Raw genomic sequence first — 16816 nt, 5'->3', positions numbered from 1 at the left:
GAAGCGCGATCGATTACTCGGCGAGCGTCACGTCCAGTCGCTCCTCGAGGGCCTCGATCAGGCCGCCGCCGACGCCGGCCTGCGTCGCGCGTCCCTGTTCGACGGCGAGGAGGTCTTTCTCCGGTGCGCCGAGCTCGTCGGCGAGTTCCTCGCGCTGGAGACCGGCGTCCCGTCTGGCCTCGACGAGCGTCTCGCCGTAGTCCGAAACGAGATACGGCAACTGATCGTCGTCGTAGTTGGTTCCCTCGTTCTCCCAGTGTTCGGAGTCGCCGTCCCAGACCGGGTTCGCCTTCGCGACGTTCTGGGCCGCCTTCTGCGTGCGGCTGGGCCCGTCGCTCGAGCTCCCGCCGCTCGAGCCGCTCCCGCTCGAGTTGCCGCCGCTCCGGTTCCGATCCCGGCCGTGGGCCTGCGAATCATCGTGTGGCGCGCAGTCCGGACAGACCTCGAGTTCGGCTCCGGCGACCGTTGCGAGCCTGAGCGAGTTGCTCTCGGCACCGCAGAGTTCGCAGTTCGTCCCGCCACCGCCGCCGGACGAACCGGTCGAATATTTGGCCATGCGACACATTGGCTACTGGCGCATTTTAACCGTTCGGTACGGGGGATGACAGAGGGTACCGGCTCGATAGCAGTCACTCGAGGGGATTTGTTCGAAGGAATTCGTTTTGGACCGGAACTCAACGGCCGAAGTGTTTCCTGACGGTCGTCCGCAGGGGCAGCGCCAGTCCGCCGAGCAGCGGCAGGATCACGAACGCGGCGAGATCGACGGGAAGCGTGGCGACACCGGCCGCCGCAGCGCCGAAGCCGGCGGCCGGCGCGAGCACGGGAACCACGTACAGATACGACGGCGCCCAGCCGGGCAAGCGCTTCGTGTTGCGGATGATCACGGCGAACAGGAGCGGCATGAGCACCGTCCCCGCGAGCAGGGGACCGCCGATCAGCGTCGTCGCGGCGGCCACCGCGAGGGCGACGACGATCGTCTCGTTGATCGTCACTGCCCCCCACGTCTCCTCCCGGCTGACGGCGCGAGTTACGAGCAGGGCGCTCAGTGCGAGCGCGACGACGCCCGCCAGCGCAGCGTACCACAGTGTCGGCTCGAGCGGCGGCGTCACGAACTCGACGCCCCCGACGAACGTCGTCATCGTCTCGATTCCGTGACGGCTCTCCGAAAGCAGTGACAGGATCCCAGACGGATCCGCGCCCGTCGCGCGGACGTCGGCCCAGAGCGATTCGAGTGACTCGCCGTTCTCGAGCGCGAAGTGTCCGAGACCGACGGTGTAGACGATCACGGACAACCAGATCAACGGCAGCGAGAAGTTCTGTCGCCGCCACCAGCGAACGAGCGGATTGGGAGTCGTCGGTTCCGATCGAGAGCCGGACGCAGTTCCGGTTCCGCTCGACTGACCGGTTCCGTGAGCCGTTCCACCGGCCTGGCTCGTCGGCCCCGAGGCGCTCCCACCGGGAGCCCCCGTCCCCGTTCCGGCCCCGGTGGCGGTTCCCGTCGCATTGCTGGCCCCGGTCGCACTCGAGGTGCTTCCGGCGGTCCCGGCCGAGGCCGCGCCGGCCGCCGATGTCGCCCCGGTCGCACCCGCCGTTGCCGACGACCGACTCGAGCTCGTCCCGCTCGACCCGGCCGTCTCGGAGCTGGCCGTCGCCGACGACGCGGTCGACGCGGAGGCGGATTCCGTCTCCGATTCCGAGTAGCTCAGCTCCGTTCCGTCTGCCGCCTCCTCGTCCTCATCGCTCTGCCAGACGTCGGGCGAGGGGAGGCCGCTGGTCCGTTTCGCGACGTAGTCCCTGTGACCGAGCCGATCGTAGGCCTGGCGCTCGACCGGATCGCCGAGAATATCGTAGGCCGTCTTGACCGCGGTGAACTGGGCCTGCGCGCGGTCGTCGTCGTTCAGGTCGGGGTGATAGACCCGGACCTGTTCGCGGTACGCGTCCTTGATCTCGTCCTGGGAGGCGTCGGGAGAGATCTCGAGAAGGTCGTAAAAATCATCTGTCATGTGAGCGTGGAGATGGTATCGTCTGTGAGTGGGATTGTGGGGGAGGGGTTATAATTTCAGTGTTCTTTCCGGTTTCCGTCCGGATCGTCCTCACTCGAGTACCGTGGGTATTTCGGCCGTTGCCACGAGCGCCGGCTTACGAGAAATCCGCGAGCGACGACTGCCCGGCTGACGGGTCGTCGCCGGCTGGTTCCGGGTCCGATTCCGGTTCCCCATCGGATAACCCGTCGCCCGCGTCGGTCTCGAACCCGTCCCCGCTCCGCTCCCAGCTCTCGAGGCTGGCCTGATCGGCGGCGACGAACTCGAGGTTGGCCACCCGGACGCCGAGTTTGCGCACGGGATCGGACTCGAACTCGGTGAACAGGTCTCGAGCGATGCGGTCGACGAGTTCCGGGTCGTCGACCGGCCCGGAGAGGGATCGTTCGCGCGTGTTGACGTCATATGGCGGCGTAACGGCTTTGACGCCGATGGTCCGGTACAGCGCCCCTTCCCGTTGCGCGCGGTCCGCGACGGCGGCCGCGAGGGTGTCGATCAGTTCGTACTTCGGAGCGGGCGCGTCGACGGGCTCGGCGAACGCGGATTCCCGAGAGAAGCTCTTGGGGTCGCCCTTCGGCTCGACCCGGCGATCGTCCTCCCCGCGGGCGCGATCGTACAGTTCCCGGCCGCGCTCGCCGAATCGGTCGACCAGCGGCTCCGGATCGGTCGCGGCGACATCGCCCGCCGTCTCGAGGCCCATTTCCCGAAGCTCGCGGGCGGTCACGGGACCGACGCCGTGGAGCAGGTCGACCTCGAGCGGCGCGAGGAACTCCCGGATCTCGCCAGGTTCGACAACTGTGAGCCCGTCCGGCTTGTCGAAATCGCTAGCGATCTTGGCTGTGCTCATCGTCGGTGCGACGCCGACGCTGACGGTGACGCCGACCTCCCGACGGATGCGGTCCCTGACGTGGCGGGCGAAGCCGTCCGCGACCTCCCAGGCGGTGCGTTCGGTCACGTTGAGATAGGCCTCGTCGATACTCACCTCGCGGACCGTGTCGGCGCACTCGTGGAGGATCTCCCGGACCTCGCTTGCGACCGACTCGTAGTAATCCATGTCGACGGACCGGTAGTAGCCGGTCTCCTCGCGCTCGACGTCGTCGTCCGTTTCGCCGGCCTCGTAGGCCGCGCGTCTGGGGAGGCGCTCGAGAGCTGTCGAGATGGCCTGGGCGCTCTCGACGCCGAACTCGCGGGCCTCGTAGCTTGCGGTGGCGACCGCACCGATGGTGTCTCCTTCCTCGTAGCCCATCCCGACGACGAGGGGTTCGCCACGGAGGTCGGGCTCGCGCAGTCGCTCGCAGGAGGCGTAGAAGCAGTCGGCGTCGACGTGGCAGACGATACGATCCTCGTCGTCCTCGCCGTCGACGCCCGGGAGCCGCGGCCCATCAGACATTCGTCTACCGGTGGATTCGTCCGGACCGATGTGAACGTTGCGCCCCGATTCGAGGGCCGAGGGACAGGCCGTGCTCGGTCACGGTAGCAACGTTACAGTTCGTAGGCCATCATCACTTCGTCGACGTACTCGCCGTCGATCGTGTAGTGGTCCTTCCGGATCGCTTCCGTATTCCAGCCGTGAGCCGTGAGGAACTCGAGTGCGGTCTCGTTGATGACGGGGATGCTGTTGTAGAGTTTCCGATACCCGTTCGCTTCGGCCCACTCGACCCCTCGCTGGAGGAGCGTGCTGCCGATCCCGTGCCCACGATAGGTGTCGCGAACGCCAACTGTCTGTCGGGCGACTTCACGAACCGAGTCAACCTGCTGAAGATCGAGGTGGGTCCACCCGATGACATCCCCGTCGACAGTCGCGACGAAGAACCGCCGGGACTGCACCGCGTTGTGTCTGGTGACGGCGGTTTCGTACAGGAGTTGCTCGGCGATCGTCTCGGCGACGACGTAGGTCTCTTCGGCCGTAACGTCTCGGATCGTCTCGATGAGGCCGTCGAAGTCCCGCTGACGACCGGGGCGAACGGTGACGGTAAACTCGTCCAATTCGTGCTTTTCGATGGCACCGAACTCGAGTGCGATCCGGAGCGTTCCGTTCTCCTCTTCGAGGTAGCCGTCCGATTTCAGTTGCTCGAGACACGTTCGAAACTCTTCGGACGGGAGGGAGACGATGTCCGGTAATTTGCGTCGTTCGGCGGTCCCGTGCCGCTCGACGTACTCGTAAATGCGCCTGCTGGCATCGGAGGCGAACGCCGGCTGTTCTCTCGCGTCCATACGAACAGTACGGGCCACTCTCGCTTATTCCTTGTTCATTGGCAACTCATCACATTCAAATCGGGCCGGTCACAGTTGGCCTCGGTACGAACCACCGACGATCCAGCCGCAAAACCGCGTCTCGACCGACTATTCCGCCGGCGGTTCGGGGAACTCCACCAGGAGCCGTTTGCTCTCGGGCATGAGATCGTCCCAGCTGATGGATCCCTGCTCCGCGATCGTCGCGGGCTTCAGCATCGGATCGTCGTATACCAGTGCTGCGGTAAGCGCCGGGGGGCGAAGCTCTATCTCACCGCCTTCGGTCTCGACGGTCCCCTCCGGGCCGAACTCCGCGGTCGGTTCCCCGACGACGATCCGCATCACCATGCCGAAGATCTCGTGGGGCGCACAGAGCACGTCGTAGACGCCCGGTTCGTCGAAGCGGTACAGCCAGAACGCGTCCGTTCCCAGTACCGGTGAGGAAAACGGCGGGATGCCCTCCGGAACGCGACGCTGGCGACCGAGCCGTGGATGGTACGCGGTGACGGTGTGATCCGGCGTCACGAGATTGAATCGCACGACGTCTCCGGTCTCGACGAAGCGTCCCGTCGGCTCGAAGTAGAACTCCGGCACCGGTCGCCCCTCCTGCGGGCACGTTACCAGATCAACTTCGTGGTCGGGCTGCAGCGATTCTGGCAGTTGCCCGTCGCCCTCGAGGCCCGAATAGCCGAGCACCGGATGGATGCAGTTCGACTGCGGACACGCTCGCTGTTCCCGACCACCGCCTCGGTTGTCGCCCCCGCTCGCTGCGCCGAGTCCGGACGCGAACGGAATCGTCGACGTTACACCGGCCGCTTTCAGAACCTGTCGTCGGTCCATGCCCGCCATCTGTCTCGACCCCGAATTAGTTATGAAGGGACATTGGACGGCTAATCCGTTCTTATAAATGAATTGTTACTTGGATCTGTACGGTATCGTTTCCAGAGTCTCGAATACTCGAGAGACCGTCTCGAAGTCGAAACAAGCAGTATACGCACGCGTCTCGACTCGAATCACGGAATTAGTGCTCGAGTCACGGAATCAGTTGTACTCCCGCCAGCGGTATCCACACTCGGTACACTTGAAAAAGCGCGTCGGCGGCTCATCGGCCGAGGCGGTCTGCTTGAGCGTGTACCACGCCTCCTCGGCACCGCACTCGTCGCAGATGATGTCCGTCGCCTTCGGTTTTCCCTCGAAGTTGGCCTCCTCGCTGGATTCGATCACCTCGCCGTCGGTCTGTGACTCCGTCGTGACAAACGCGTCTTCCTGCTCGCGGTCACGTTCGCTCGAGGCTCCGCAGTCGTCGTTCGTACAGACCATGCGGTCGCCGCGGGCTTTCATCATCGAACCGCAGTCGTCGCAAAACTGCATGATGGATGGCTACGAACTGGGCACGCAAAAAGACACCACTTCACTCGAGCCGCGTCGTCAGTGCCGGTTTTCGAGCGCTTCGTCCTCGAGGACGAACGGACAGTCCGCAACCCGGAACGTCTGCATCGTCGTGACGGCGAGGATATCGGTTCCGTCGCGAGTACAGTCGACATCGGGTGGCTCGGTGAAGTGCTCGCAGCCCTGGCAGTACGAGCGCTTCTCGACCTCCCGTATTTCCCGCTCAGCCAGCCGGAGCGCACCACCCGGCTCGGCCGAGTCGGACGACTCGCCCGTCCCGCTCGAGTCGGCTGTCTCGGTCGTGTCATTTGTCCCGCTCGACCCGTCTTCCCCGACCGACCCGTCTTTCCCGCTCGATCCGTCTCCAGCAGCCGATTCGCCCGCACCGCTTGACTCCTCCATACGATCGGCCTCGAGTCGCTCCCAGAGCCGGTCGCCGTCGATATCGGCGGCGTCGTGTCGATCGAACAGGTCGTCGAAATCGGGCGGACTCGAGCGCTCGCGACCGTCGTCGGAGACCGTCGCGGCGAGATCCTCGAGCGGATCCGATCGGCCGTTCACGTCGTCGCCGTCGTCGTCCGGCCGGTCCACCTCGTCCTCTGGCCGGTCCACCTCATCGTCGGCGTCGACCGTTCGTGACCCGTTATCATCGGCCTTACGCGTCGGATCCCGGTTCTCGTCGTGGGTAAATTCCGTTCCGTTCGCATCGTCGCCGTCTCCCTCGTCACGGCTCGCGTCGTCGGTCATCGATCGGGCGCTCCGGTGTCGGTCTCGGTCATATCGGTCCCGTCTCCGTCGTTACTGTTCCTCATTTCGGATTCCGCCTCCGACTCGATCGCCTCGAAAACCGCGTCGGTCGTCGAGCCTGCCGGGCTCTCGACGTGGCCTTCGAGCGCCGGCGGCTCATCGGTCTCGAGCCGGTGGGAGCCGAAGATCGACGAGCGTTTCGCGACGTCCGAAATCCGGCTTTCGCAGTGCGGACACGCGGGGGCGGTCAACAGCGCGAGATCGACACTCGAGCCACAGTCGGCGCAGGTCGCCGTTCGAATCCCCAGCTGGTTCGCCGCGCGCTGGAGTCGCTCGGTCGCCGCTCGCCGCCGCCGTTCGTCCGCGATCGCATCCCGCTCCTCCCGGAGTTCGATCACCGCCCGCGCGAGCAGCGTCGATCTGTCCTCGAGTTCGTCGGCGTCTTCGAGGAGCCCCTCGAGAATCGCCTCGTAGTTATCGAACCCGCGATCGACGGTTTCCTCGAGCGCGGCGAGATCGTCGCGAACCGCCGCGAGATCGTCAGCGGTCGCGGCGGTGGGGTGGTCGTGATCGATCGGCGCCTTCCCGTCGGTCTCGCGTTTGACCTGAATCACGCGGGAGCGGACGTCCTCGAGGAGGTCCGTGAACTCCTCGCGCTGGCTCTCGAGCCGGCGCCGGACGGCCGACAGCTCGTCTGGGTCAGCAACCGCCAGGTCGTCGTCCGTCGCGGCGGTGTGCGCTGCGGTCAGCAGCCGGCGACAGACTTCGTCTCGGCTCTCGTCGCGTCGAGCCGCCTCAGTAGTCAGCCAGTCGTCGACGTCGGCGGGCAGCGGAAACGAGAAATCGCCCTCGTCGTGGTCCTGGCTCGACATCTGCTCCTAATAGGGTCATCAGTCGGATAAGCGTTGGTTCGAACTCAGTCGCTGAGCCGATCGACCGCTACCGAATCTTCCTGACGTTGCTGATATCGAACCCGCCGTCGTGGATCTCGGTCTCGAACCTGACGATATCCTCGTCCTCGAGCCGGGAGAGCACGCCGCGAAACTGCTCGACGACGAGCGTGCGCGCTCGCTCCGAGCCGCCGCTCTCCCACTCGAACAGTAGCGTACCGTCGGTTGCCTCCTTGATCCGGCCGAGCTCCGTGGGCTCGAGGAGGTCCGAGTTGATGAGCAACAGGATCACGCCGCCCCAGCGGTGTGACGCCCGTTTGAGCCCTTTCAGCAGGACGGTCAGGTCCGACAGCCCGAGCCGGTCGTCGGCCACCGCGACGAGGTCGGTCAGCGAGTCGATCACGACGAGGTTCCCCGTCGCGTGCTCGGTCAGGTACTCGCCCAGCGCCTCGAGGACGTCGGTGCGCTCGTTGTGCGAGCCGAGTTCGGTGATGTCGGCCATCCCCTCGGCGTACCAGGCGGTCGGAACCGGCGTCAGCTGGAAGTACTCCTCGGCGAGTTCGACGAACGAGACGTCGTCCGTCCCCGCCCGGACGAGTTCCTCGTCCATGACGAACTCCATTTCGCTGACGATGGCGCTTCGTTCGTCCGTAAACGAGACGTAGTGGACGGCCTCGGGGACCGTCGTCCCCGGCTCGAGGTCGCCGTAGTAGAGGTCGAACAGTTCGGGATCGGCGTCGATAAGCCCGTTCATCGCGGCGCTCGTGTAACAGAACTCCCGCGCCCCGGCACCGGATTCGCCGGCCAGGAGGACGACGCTCCCGGTCGGTGCACCGCCGCCGATCGTTCGGTCGAGCCGTGAGATTCCGAGCGGCATCCGCTCCATACCTGTCCGTTCTGACCGAGGGGCTTACGTATTGTGGGCCATCCTGCTACCGGTCGTCGCCGTCCGCTCGAACTCGAGCCCCGGCCTCCGCCGGCTCCGCGAGAATGATCCGGCCCTCGAGCCCGCGATCGGCGAGCGCGTCCTCGGCCGCGGCTTCGGCCTCGTCGGCGTGTCCGGTATCGGTCACGCCGTAGACGACCGGTCCCCACGACGACTGGCCGACGCCGGAAAGGACCTGACACTCCTCGAGCGCTTCGACGAGTTCGCCCGCGGGCGGCCGGAAGACGCCGCCTTGCGCGTCGGCGTACCAGGCACCGTTTTTCCGGCCGATTTCGGCGACGGCCTCGCCGAACGGCTCGAGTCGACCCGCGGCCGCGGCCGGCAGTAGTTTCCGGGTGACGACGCCGGCGATCTCGTCGGCGATAGCGGGATCGGCTCGCTCGACGACCGCGCGCATGCTCGCGTCCTCGTCGTCGCCGCTGCGGCCGGGATCCGCGTCGGGAACGACGACGAGAAACCGCCAGTCTGCGGGCAGGTCGTGGCGGGCGACGACCGGCGGCACCGTCCAGTCGCCCTCCGCCGGCGGCTCGGTCGTAAAGCGGTTCGTCGGATGGCCGGCGTCGACGGCGAACCCGCCGCGCTCGAAGGTTGCGACGCCGACCCCGCTGCGGCCGCCCCGGCCCATCGCCGGCGCGTGGGTCCGAACTCGAGGCTCGAGGCCGTGGGCCCGCGCGGTCGCCGCGAGCACGGCCAGTGCGAGCTGCGTCCCGCTGCCGAGGCCGACGTGGCGTGGCAGGGACTCCTCGGCGTCGATCGCGACGCCGGGGACGTCGAGGACGTCGACGGCGCGGCTCGCGTACGTCCGAACGAGCGAGTCGTCGGCCCGGACGGTCGGGGCCGGCTCGGCGGTAACGGTCACCCGGGGCTCCGCGAGCCCGACGCCGATACCGCCGTAGAGCCGCTCGCGAGCGAGCGAGAGGTTCTGAAAGCCGACGTGGAGTCGCGCACCCGCGCTGACGGTCGCGGTCGCCATGATGGTATCCACCGCTACGAAAGCCCCCGGGAAGGGGGTTTCGACGGTGGCAACGACTGGGACCGTCGCGACGGTGTCACCGCTGCCCACGCGCTCGAGCCGACGGGGCACAGCGGTTATGTCGCTCCCGCCGACAGTCACCGACGATGCGGACAGTCGACGCGTCCGTCGTCGTCCCCGCCCGCGACGAGGGGGAACGAATCGAGCGAACCCTGGACTCGCTCGCCGCCCAGCGGTTCGACGGGGATCTCGAGGTGATCGTCGCCGCGAGCGGCGCGAAAACGGTGCGGGTCGCTCGAGCCCATTCGGTCGTCGATCGGGTGGTCGTCGACGACCGCAGGGAGGGGCCCGGGGCGGCCAGAAATAGAGGTGCAGCCGTCGCCGGTGGCGATGTCCTCCTGTTCACCGACGCCGATACGGTCGTCCCGGCGTCGTGGGTTCGACGCCACCACCGACACTACGCCACACCCGACGTCGTCGGCATCGGCGGACCGCTCCGGCCACTCGAGAATGGGCTCCGTCACCGAGCGTGCTTTCGGCTCCTCTCGGACTGGTGGTATCGCGCGTGTTGGCCGGTCGGCTTCGTCCAGCAGCCGGGATGTAACTGCAGCGTGCGACGGACGACGTTCGAGGCGATCGGTGGCTTCGACGACTCCTTGGAATTTCTCGAGGACACCGACCTCTCGTTGCGACTGCGCCGCGAGGGGACCGTCGCGTACGACCATACCTGTCCCGTCGATACGTCGACTCGCCGGCAGGAACGGGTCGGCTACGGACGGCTCTGCTGGACGTATCTCGTCGGCTACCTGAACTACGTAGTACCCGGCCGATCGCCGGCGCAGGGGTACTTCTAACCTCGAGCGAGCGGGACCGTTGCCGCGCGGCGCGGACTCCATCTCGGATCGACTATCAGCGTTCGTTGACGAACGTGTTCGCACAACGCGGGCTTGGACGAACGATTGGCCGAGAAAGGACGACTTATACGGGTTCCGAGTCAAGGGAGGGGCATGAGCAGCGACGATCGGTTCGACTACGGGAAAGACGAGCAGTTGCGGAGCCGCGAAGTGACGGAGGGACCGGACAAGGCCCCACACCGCGCGATGTTCCGCGCCATGGGGTTCGACGACGAGGACTTCGGCGCGCCGATGATCGGCGTCCCGAATCCGGCGGCCGACATCACGCCGTGTAACGTCCACCTGGACGACGTCGCCGGCGCGGCGCTCGAGGGCGTCGACGAGGCCGGCGGGATGCCCATCGAGTTCGGGACGATCACCATCTCCGACGCCATCTCGATGGGGACCGAGGGGATGAAGGCCTCGCTGATCTCCCGGGAACTCATCGCCGACTCCGTCGAACTCGTCTCCTTCGGCGAGCGCATGGACGGGCTGGTCACCATCGGCGGCTGTGACAAGAACATGCCCGGAATGATGATGGCCTCGATCCGGACGGACCTCCCCTCCGTCTTCCTGTACGGCGGCTCCATCATGCCCGGCGAGCACGAGGGCCGAGAGATCACCGTCCAGAACCTCTTCGAGGGCGTCGGCGCCGTCGCCGACGGCGAGATGGAAAGCGATGAACTCGACGAGATGGAGCGCAACGCCTGTCCCGGCGCTGGCTCCTGTGGTGGGATGTTCACCGCCAACACGATGGCCTCGATCTCCGAGGCGCTCGGCTTCGCGCCGCTGGGCAGCGCCGGTCCGCTCGCCGAGGACGAAGCGCGCTACGAGGTCGCCCGCGAGGCCGGCGAACTCGCCGTCGAGGTCGTCGAGGAACAGCGCAAACCCTCCGACTTCCTCGGCAAGGAGTCGTTCGAAAACGCCATCGCGCTGCAGGTCGCCATCGGCGGCTCGACCAACGCCGTCCTCCACCTGCTGGCGATGGCCGCCGAAGCCGGCGTCGACCTCTCCATCGAGGAGTTCGACGAGATCAGCCGGCGGACGCCGAAGATCGCAAACCTACAGCCCGGCGGGACGCGGGTCATGCAGGACCTCCACGAAGTCGGCGGCATCCCGGTCGTTCTGAACGCTCTCTACGAGGCGGACCTGCTCCACGGCGACGCGCTGACGGTCACGGGGAACACGATCGGCGAGGAACTCGAGGCGCTCGACCCGCCGGCGATCGAAGATATCGACGCCGACTTCCTCTACACCGTCGACGAGCCGAAGGACGAGCAGGGTGCCATTCGGATCCTGACGGGGAACCTCGCGCCCGGCGGCTCGGTCCTCAAGGTCACGGGCGACGACGAGCTCCACCACGAAGGACCCGTCCGCGTCTTCGAGGACGAGGAAAACGCCATGGCGTATGTCCAAGAGGGACGCGTCGAGAGCGGCGACGTGATCGTCATCCGCAACGAGGGGCCACAGGGCGGGCCCGGAATGCGTGAGATGCTTGGCGTCACGAGCGCGGTCGCCGGTCAGGGCCACGCCGAGGACGTCGCGCTCATCACCGACGGGCGCTTCTCCGGCGCGACGCGCGGATTCTCGATCGGCCACGTCGCCCCCGAGGCGTTCGCCGGCGGCCCCATCGGTCTCATCGAGGACGGCGACGTGATCACCATCGACATCGCCGAGCGAACCCTCGCGGTCGACGTCAGCGACGAGGAACTCGAGGCACGCCGCGAGGAGTGGGACCGACCCGACCCCAACTACGAGACCGGCGTCCTGGCGAAGTTCGGTCGCGACTTCGGCTCGGCCGCCAACGGTGCCGTGACCAACCCCGGCGTCAAAGAGGACTGATCGGCAAGCGTTCCCGGCCGGCCGTATCGACTCACCCGCTTCCGGGCGACGGTTTCGCGACACCACTCCCTTCGATTTCCTGCACGAGTCTTTCCCGCCTTTGTGATCGATTACCAGCTAGACCGATGAGAAAGTACTGCCTCGAGTGTGACTGGCAAATCAGCACCGACGACGGCTACACCGAAGCGGAGGTCTCGGAAAATGCGATCGAACACTTCGTGGAGACGGGACACACGGTCGATTCGCTCCGGCTCCCGCCGCCGGTCGTCCTCGAAAACTGAACGGGATCGGCCCACCGGACGCAACTCGAGACGGCCGTCTCCGGTCGATCGGACAGCCAATTCCGGTCGATCGGACGGCCAATTCCGGTCGATCGGACGGCTGATTCCGCCCGAGCGACCACTTACGCGCGTCGTTCGAGGATCCGATCGATGATCAGCCGAGTCGAGAGCAGTTGCTCGTCGTCGGTCGATTCCAGCGCGCTCGCCCGGCGGACCGAACAGCCGATCCCGCGGCGCTCGAGTTCGGCCGCGATGGCCTCGTCATCGTGGTGCTGGTCGTGGCCGAGCGCGATCACGTCGGGATCGATTTCTTCGATCGGGACGAAGATGTCCTCCTCGTGGCCGAGTATCGCTTCGTCGACGGCCTCGAGCGCGCCGACGACGTCCCGCCGTTGCGTCGCGGGGCAGATCGGCGCCTCCTTGTGGTCGACGTTCGTCTTGCGGGCGACGATGACGTACAGCTCGTCGCCCATCGCGGCGGCCGTCTCGAGGTAGTGGATGTGGCCGGGATGGAGGATGTCGAACGTTCCCTGGGCGATGACCGTCCGCGTCATCGCCCCATCGCCCCCCGTTCGGCGGCGGGCGCCTTCCGTGTCGATCCCGTCGTAATCGGTGCGGTAGTCACTGATAGCATCGTCTCGAGTATAGCGGGTCTCATCGTCGAAGTTCCTCGTCGATATCCGCCTGCGTGAAATCGAAGAAGTCCTCGGTCTCGGGCAGGTCGACGTCGATTACTGTGAGTTGCGTCGGCTTGCCCTGCGAATCGAACGCCTTCCAGTCCGTTCGGCGGTAGGGCGCACCGATGATGACGTGGACGCTCCCGCGACCGAACGTGTCCAGATCCGCGTTGCTCGGGCTGATAACGCCGTTCGGGTGGGAGTGGATGCTCCCCAGCGCCTTCACGTCGTTGGGAATCTGGTTCGTCTTGACGGTCGCGCTGACGCTGTTGGACTCGGTGCCGGGCACCACGAGGATATCCGTGATGACGAGGCCCTCCCGATCCAGGTCCAGGCGCTCGGCCTCGGTCCCCCGGAGAAACCCCATGTATTCGTTCGGGTGGGACGCCTCCGAGGACTCGAGGGCGAACTCGAGGGTCTCCTCGGCGATACCGAGGATCTCGCTCGAGCGGAACAGCGCGTCGAACAGCCCCATACTCCCCCCTGCGGCCTTGCGGTTGCTAAACGTTCCGATGCGCGGGTTCGCCTTGACCCACCAGTATACCCCTATTCGTCGGCCGAAATCGCATCTTTCGGAATGAGACCGTCGATCTCGGCTCGCATCACGTCCTCACCGTCCTCGTTCTCACAGACCGCCGCACTCTCCACGTCGTAGGAGCCGTCGCGCTCAGTGACCGACTCGAGACGACATCCCCTCTTGACAAGGGTTATACGCGACCACCCCCAAACTTCGACTCAAGATGACGCGTGACTCCGCCGGGGAACCCGGCGCAGACGACGGGGATTCCGTCGTTTACGATCTCGCTCCCGATTGTACCGCTGACGACGTTGAGACCGGTCGCTCCTATCTCGCCGAGATCAACGGCATCGTCGACTACGGCGTCTTCGTCGATCTCTCCGACTCAGTCTCCGGACTCGTCCACGAATCAGTTCTCGAGGGGACCTACGGCGTCGGCGACGAACTCGTCGTCAAACTCGAAAGCATCCGCGAGAACGGCGACCTCGCCTTCGAACCGGTCGACATCGACGACTACGCGCTCGAGACGGTCTCTCACGACTACTCCCTAACCGGAACCGACCGTCTCGAGGCGACCGTGGGCGAACAGATCCACCTCGAGGGCGTCGTGACGCAGGTCAAGCAGACCGGCGGGCCGACGATTTTCCACGTCGCCGACGAGAACGGCGTCGTTCCCTGCGCCGCCTTCGAGGAGGCCGGCGTCCGCGCCTACCCCACTATCGAAGTCGGCGACGTCGTCCGCGTGACGGGAACGCCGGAACACCGCGAAGGCTCGGTCCAGATCGAGGTCGACGGCCTCTCGAAACTCGAGGACGAAGACGCCGCCGAGGCTCGCGACCGCCTCGAGGTCGCCCTCGAAGCCCGCGCTGAACCCCACGACGTCGACCCGCTGATCGACTGGCCGGCGTTCGAGAAACTTCGGCCCGACCTCGAGGAAGTCGCCCGACTGCTCCGCCGGACGGTGCTCGAGGGGCGTCCGATCCGCGTGCGCCACCACGCCGACGGCGACGGCATGTGCGCCGCCGTCCCCGTCCAGATCGCGCTCCAGCGGTTCATCGCCGAGGTTCACGAGGACGAGAACGCGCCGCGCCACCTCATCAAGCGCCTCCCCGCGAAGGCCCCCTTCTACGAGATGGAAGACGCCACGCGGGACCTGAACTTCGCGCTCGAGGACCGCGAGAAACACGGCCAGCAACTGCCGCTCCTCCTCATGCTGGACAACGGCTCGACGGCCGAGGACGTGCCAGCCTACGAGACGCTGGCCCACTACGACATCCCGATCGTCACGGTCGACCACCACCACCCCGATCCGGACGCGGTCGAGGACCTGCTCGACGCCCACGTCAATCCGTACCTCCACGACGAGGACTACCGAATCACGACGGGGATGCTCTGCGTCGAACTCGCGCGGATGATCTACCCCGATCTGGGCGACGAACTCCGCCACGTCCCTGCCGTCGCCGGACTCTCGGATCGATCGAAGGCCGACGCGATGGACGACTACATCGATCTCGCCGCCGAGGAGGGATACGACGAGGACCGTCTCCAGAACGTCAGCGAGGCGCTGGATTACGCCGCCTTCTGGCTGCGCTATAACTCCGGCGACCAACTGATTCAGGACCTACTGCAGGTCGACAGCGACGATGAACAGCGCCACCGCGACCTCGTCGATTTCTTCGCCGATCGCGGCCGCGAGGAAGTCGACGAGCAACTCGACGCCGCGATGCCCCATCTCGAGCACGAGACGCTCGCAAACGGAGCCCACCTCTACCGGATCGACGTCGAGAACTACGCCCACCGCTTTACCTACCCCGCGCCGGGGAAGACCACCGGTGAGATTCACGACCGCAAGATCGAGGAGACCGGCGACCCGGTCATCACGGTCGGCTACGGCCCGGACTTCGCCGTCCTGCGCTCCGATGGCGTTCGACTGGACATTCCGAACATGGTCTCGGAACTCGAGGCCGAAATCGCGGGCGGCGGCGTCTCCGGCGGCGGCCACCTCGTCGTCGGCTCGATCAAGTTCGTCACCGGCAAGCGCGAGGAAGTGATCGACGCCTTAGTCGAAAAGATGGCCGAGGCCGACATCGACGAAGCGCTCTCGAGCGCAGCGCCGATCGACGACTGAGACGGACTGCTGTCAGTCGGTGACGGTGCAATCGTCGGACGGTCGCAGTTGCGCCGGGAACCCGGTACAACGATCGGGACGCGGCGACGCTTGAGCAACGAAGCGACACGGGAAAAAGCGGTCGGCGGTCGGTTTTCGGTTCGATTCTCTCGACAGCAGTGATCGCTTTAGTCAGCGCCGTGACGCGGCGTGTAGCCGCAATCGTCACAAGCGAGCGAGTCGTAGCGAGTCGCGAGTGTCCCCGAACAGTCCGGACAGTGATATTCGGTTTCGAGCGAATGTTGACTTATTGCCATACACAAATCGAAGAACTGGACGTGTATAAGCTCGCCTATTATGACGGTTGAATAATACAATGGGACTAGAACGCATAGTAATACACCTCGAACAGGTATCGCAGAGCGGAAATCGGTCGCAAGCGGGATACGGCCGTCAGAACTGGTAGCGTCGCTCGTCGTCCATCGATGGATACTGATCCGCACCAGTCATCTCCTCGAACGTCATTCCGGAGAGATATTCGTCGTAGGTCACGTCGTAGGCCGACCGCAGCTGGAAGTCGAGTTTCCCGGTGTCGACGGTCGACTGAAAGAGCATGTGGATCGCCCGGCGAACCAGTTCGTCCGTCTCCTCGGGTTCGAGGGCTGTCTCGAGCAGTGCGAGTTCGTTGCGCGTTTCGCGATCCAGCGAGACGGTGAGGTCGTCGCCGATACCGGTGTAGGAGTCCGTCAGTTCGTCGTTGAGATCATCGAGGCTCATAGGGGAGGGACTCGAGCGCGTCGGATAGACCTTTCGCGGTCGCTTCGACCCGGGAACTGGCATCCCGAACTCGCCCGTTGACTCAGCGGACGGCTCCGCAGTGGTCACAGGCGTCGGCGTCGGCATCGATTCGCGCACCGCAGTCGACGCAGTTCGTCCGCTCGAGATGGTCGCCATCGTCGTACCCGGAAGCGTCACGCAGAGAGACCGCGATCCCGATCACGATGAGCGACCCACCGATGAGCACCCATCCGGCGGGGCCGATCGCCAGAAAGAACAGGACGACGAACGGAGCGACGATCACTGCGAAACCGATACCGATCAGTGTCGGGCCGAGCGACTGGGAATTCATCGCCCCCGACTATCGTATCAGAGTGAGAAAAATATTCGGGCGGTTCCGGCGTCGGGCTCTCACCGATACGACATCGCGTCCCGCGATTGTTGACCGACCCGGTTGCGAATTTGCCGAGGGTGGGCAAGCGAATTGCGACACTGACTTACAGCCG

The 16816-nt window shown here is 65.8% G+C and carries 18 protein-coding genes; 4 read left to right on the top strand and 14 right to left on the bottom strand.

From position 1 onward, the window contains the following. Positions 1-13: 13 nt before the first annotated feature. From CP556_RS16625 to CP556_RS16580, 10 genes are all read right to left on the bottom strand, one after another. Positions 14-556: a helix-turn-helix domain-containing protein gene (locus CP556_RS16625; protein ID WP_098726629.1), complete on the bottom strand. Its 543-nt coding sequence runs from the start codon at positions 554-556 to the stop codon at positions 14-16. A 118-nt stretch (positions 557-674) separates the two neighbouring features. Continuing rightward, on the bottom strand, positions 675-2003 hold the full coding sequence (locus CP556_RS16620) for a J domain-containing protein (RefSeq protein ID WP_098726628.1): 1329 nt from the start codon (positions 2001-2003) through the stop codon (positions 675-677). Between the two features lie 136 nt (positions 2004-2139). Continuing rightward, the gene (dinB, locus tag CP556_RS16615; RefSeq protein ID WP_098726627.1) at positions 2140-3429 is read right to left on the bottom strand and encodes a DNA polymerase IV; all 1290 of its coding nucleotides are present in this window, start codon (positions 3427-3429) and stop codon (positions 2140-2142) included. 92 nt (positions 3430-3521) lie between these two features. Then, positions 3522-4253 (bottom strand): GNAT family N-acetyltransferase, encoded by a 732-nt coding sequence (locus CP556_RS16610; RefSeq protein WP_098726626.1) that lies wholly within the window; start codon positions 4251-4253, stop codon positions 3522-3524. Between the two features lie 129 nt (positions 4254-4382). Next, complete coding sequence (locus tag CP556_RS16605; RefSeq protein WP_098726625.1) at positions 4383-5111, bottom strand: cupredoxin domain-containing protein; 729 nt, start codon at positions 5109-5111, stop codon at positions 4383-4385. A 201-nt stretch (positions 5112-5312) separates the two neighbouring features. Beyond that, a complete protein-coding gene (locus tag CP556_RS16600) occupies positions 5313-5642 on the bottom strand; it encodes a transcription factor S (protein WP_098726624.1) in 330 nt (109 codons plus the stop codon). 57 nt (positions 5643-5699) lie between these two features. Beyond that, positions 5700-6407: a DUF8135 domain-containing protein gene (locus CP556_RS26060; protein ID WP_098726623.1), complete on the bottom strand. Its 708-nt coding sequence runs from the start codon at positions 6405-6407 to the stop codon at positions 5700-5702. Continuing rightward, on the bottom strand, positions 6404-7279 hold the full coding sequence (locus CP556_RS16590) for a hypothetical protein (RefSeq protein ID WP_176548220.1): 876 nt from the start codon (positions 7277-7279) through the stop codon (positions 6404-6406). The genes CP556_RS26060 and CP556_RS16590 overlap by 4 nt, the downstream gene beginning before the upstream one ends. A gap of 67 nt (positions 7280-7346) precedes the next feature. Further along, complete coding sequence (locus CP556_RS16585; protein WP_098726622.1) at positions 7347-8183, bottom strand: RAD55 family ATPase; 837 nt, start codon at positions 8181-8183, stop codon at positions 7347-7349. A gap of 46 nt (positions 8184-8229) precedes the next feature. Then, positions 8230-9216 carry a beta-ribofuranosylaminobenzene 5'-phosphate synthase family protein gene (locus tag CP556_RS16580; RefSeq protein ID WP_098727445.1) on the bottom strand — a complete coding sequence of 329 codons (987 nt, stop codon included), beginning with the start codon at positions 9214-9216 and terminating at the stop codon, positions 8230-8232. Positions 9217-9362: 146 nt separating this feature from the next. Here CP556_RS16580 and CP556_RS16575 point away from each other — a divergent pair, with 146 nt between their 5' ends. The 3 genes from CP556_RS16575 to CP556_RS26055 all read left to right on the top strand — a co-directional run bounded on the left by CP556_RS16575 (position 9363) and on the right by CP556_RS26055 (position 12232). After that, positions 9363-10070: a glycosyltransferase family 2 protein gene (locus tag CP556_RS16575; RefSeq protein ID WP_098726621.1), complete on the top strand. Its 708-nt coding sequence runs from the start codon at positions 9363-9365 to the stop codon at positions 10068-10070. 153 nt (positions 10071-10223) lie between these two features. Next, positions 10224-11951 carry a dihydroxy-acid dehydratase gene (ilvD, locus tag CP556_RS16570; RefSeq protein WP_098726620.1) on the top strand — a complete coding sequence of 576 codons (1728 nt, stop codon included), beginning with the start codon at positions 10224-10226 and terminating at the stop codon, positions 11949-11951. A 125-nt stretch (positions 11952-12076) separates the two neighbouring features. Beyond that, positions 12077-12232, top strand: coding sequence for a hypothetical protein (locus CP556_RS26055; RefSeq protein WP_176548219.1), 156 nt, complete (start codon positions 12077-12079; stop codon positions 12230-12232). 122 nt (positions 12233-12354) lie between these two features. On the opposite strand, the gene CP556_RS16565 is transcribed toward CP556_RS26055, so the two are convergent. Next, entirely contained in the window at positions 12355-12786 is a 432-nt protein-coding gene (locus CP556_RS16565) for an FAD synthase family protein (protein ID WP_098726619.1), read from the bottom strand. A 100-nt stretch (positions 12787-12886) separates the two neighbouring features. Continuing rightward, the gene (locus CP556_RS16560; RefSeq protein WP_098726618.1) at positions 12887-13384 is read right to left on the bottom strand and encodes a Mov34/MPN/PAD-1 family protein; all 498 of its coding nucleotides are present in this window, start codon (positions 13382-13384) and stop codon (positions 12887-12889) included. Between the two features lie 265 nt (positions 13385-13649). Between CP556_RS16560 and han the strand changes: the two genes are divergently transcribed. Further along, complete coding sequence (han, locus tag CP556_RS16550; protein ID WP_098726617.1) at positions 13650-15554, top strand: Hef-associated nuclease; 1905 nt, start codon at positions 13650-13652, stop codon at positions 15552-15554. A gap of 432 nt (positions 15555-15986) precedes the next feature. Here han and CP556_RS16545 read toward each other — a convergent pair whose 3' ends face one another. Both CP556_RS16545 and CP556_RS16540 read right to left on the bottom strand, forming a co-directional pair. Beyond that, complete coding sequence (locus tag CP556_RS16545) at positions 15987-16310, bottom strand: ribbon-helix-helix protein (RefSeq protein WP_098726616.1); 324 nt, start codon at positions 16308-16310, stop codon at positions 15987-15989. An 82-nt stretch (positions 16311-16392) separates the two neighbouring features. Beyond that, positions 16393-16662, bottom strand: coding sequence for a hypothetical protein (locus tag CP556_RS16540; RefSeq protein WP_098726615.1), 270 nt, complete (start codon positions 16660-16662; stop codon positions 16393-16395). Positions 16663-16816: the final 154 nt, after the last annotated feature.

It is taken from the genome of Natrinema sp. CBA1119 (assembly GCF_002572525.1).
In the GTDB taxonomy this organism is placed as follows: Archaea; Halobacteriota; Halobacteria; order Halobacteriales; family Natrialbaceae; genus Natrinema.
This window is presented reverse-complemented; position numbering and strand designations above follow the sequence as displayed.

Excerpts from the sequence above, each read along its gene's own strand:
- CP556_RS16625 (WP_098726629.1), bottom strand. The coding sequence starts at position 556 with ATGGCCAAATATTCGACCGGTTCGTCCGGCGGCGGTGGCGGGACGAAC.
- CP556_RS16620 (WP_098726628.1), bottom strand. The coding sequence starts at position 2,003 with ATGACAGATGATTTTTACGACCTTCTCGAGATCTCTCCCGACGCCTCC.
- dinB (WP_098726627.1), bottom strand. The coding sequence starts at position 3,429 with ATGTCTGATGGGCCGCGGCTCCCGGGCGTCGACGGCGAGGACGACGAG.
- CP556_RS16610 (WP_098726626.1), bottom strand. The coding sequence starts at position 4,253 with ATGGACGCGAGAGAACAGCCGGCGTTCGCCTCCGATGCCAGCAGGCGC.
- CP556_RS16605 (WP_098726625.1), bottom strand. The coding sequence starts at position 5,111 with ATGGACCGACGACAGGTTCTGAAAGCGGCCGGTGTAACGTCGACGATT.
- CP556_RS16600 (WP_098726624.1), bottom strand. The coding sequence starts at position 5,642 with ATGCAGTTTTGCGACGACTGCGGTTCGATGATGAAAGCCCGCGGCGAC.
- CP556_RS26060 (WP_098726623.1), bottom strand. The coding sequence starts at position 6,407 with ATGACCGACGACGCGAGCCGTGACGAGGGAGACGGCGACGATGCGAAC.
- CP556_RS16590 (WP_176548220.1), bottom strand. The coding sequence starts at position 7,279 with ATGTCGAGCCAGGACCACGACGAGGGCGATTTCTCGTTTCCGCTGCCC.
- CP556_RS16585 (WP_098726622.1), bottom strand. The coding sequence starts at position 8,183 with ATGGAGCGGATGCCGCTCGGAATCTCACGGCTCGACCGAACGATCGGC.
- CP556_RS16580 (WP_098727445.1), bottom strand. The coding sequence starts at position 9,216 with ATGGCGACCGCGACCGTCAGCGCGGGTGCGCGACTCCACGTCGGCTTT.
- CP556_RS16575 (WP_098726621.1), top strand. The coding sequence starts at position 9,363 with ATGCGGACAGTCGACGCGTCCGTCGTCGTCCCCGCCCGCGACGAGGGG.
- ilvD (WP_098726620.1), top strand. The coding sequence starts at position 10,224 with ATGAGCAGCGACGATCGGTTCGACTACGGGAAAGACGAGCAGTTGCGG.
- CP556_RS26055 (WP_176548219.1), top strand. The coding sequence starts at position 12,077 with ATGAGAAAGTACTGCCTCGAGTGTGACTGGCAAATCAGCACCGACGAC.
- CP556_RS16565 (WP_098726619.1), bottom strand. The coding sequence starts at position 12,786 with ATGACGCGGACGGTCATCGCCCAGGGAACGTTCGACATCCTCCATCCC.
- CP556_RS16560 (WP_098726618.1), bottom strand. The coding sequence starts at position 13,384 with ATGGGGCTGTTCGACGCGCTGTTCCGCTCGAGCGAGATCCTCGGTATC.
- han (WP_098726617.1), top strand. The coding sequence starts at position 13,650 with ATGACGCGTGACTCCGCCGGGGAACCCGGCGCAGACGACGGGGATTCC.
- CP556_RS16545 (WP_098726616.1), bottom strand. The coding sequence starts at position 16,310 with ATGAGCCTCGATGATCTCAACGACGAACTGACGGACTCCTACACCGGT.
- CP556_RS16540 (WP_098726615.1), bottom strand. The coding sequence starts at position 16,662 with ATGAATTCCCAGTCGCTCGGCCCGACACTGATCGGTATCGGTTTCGCA.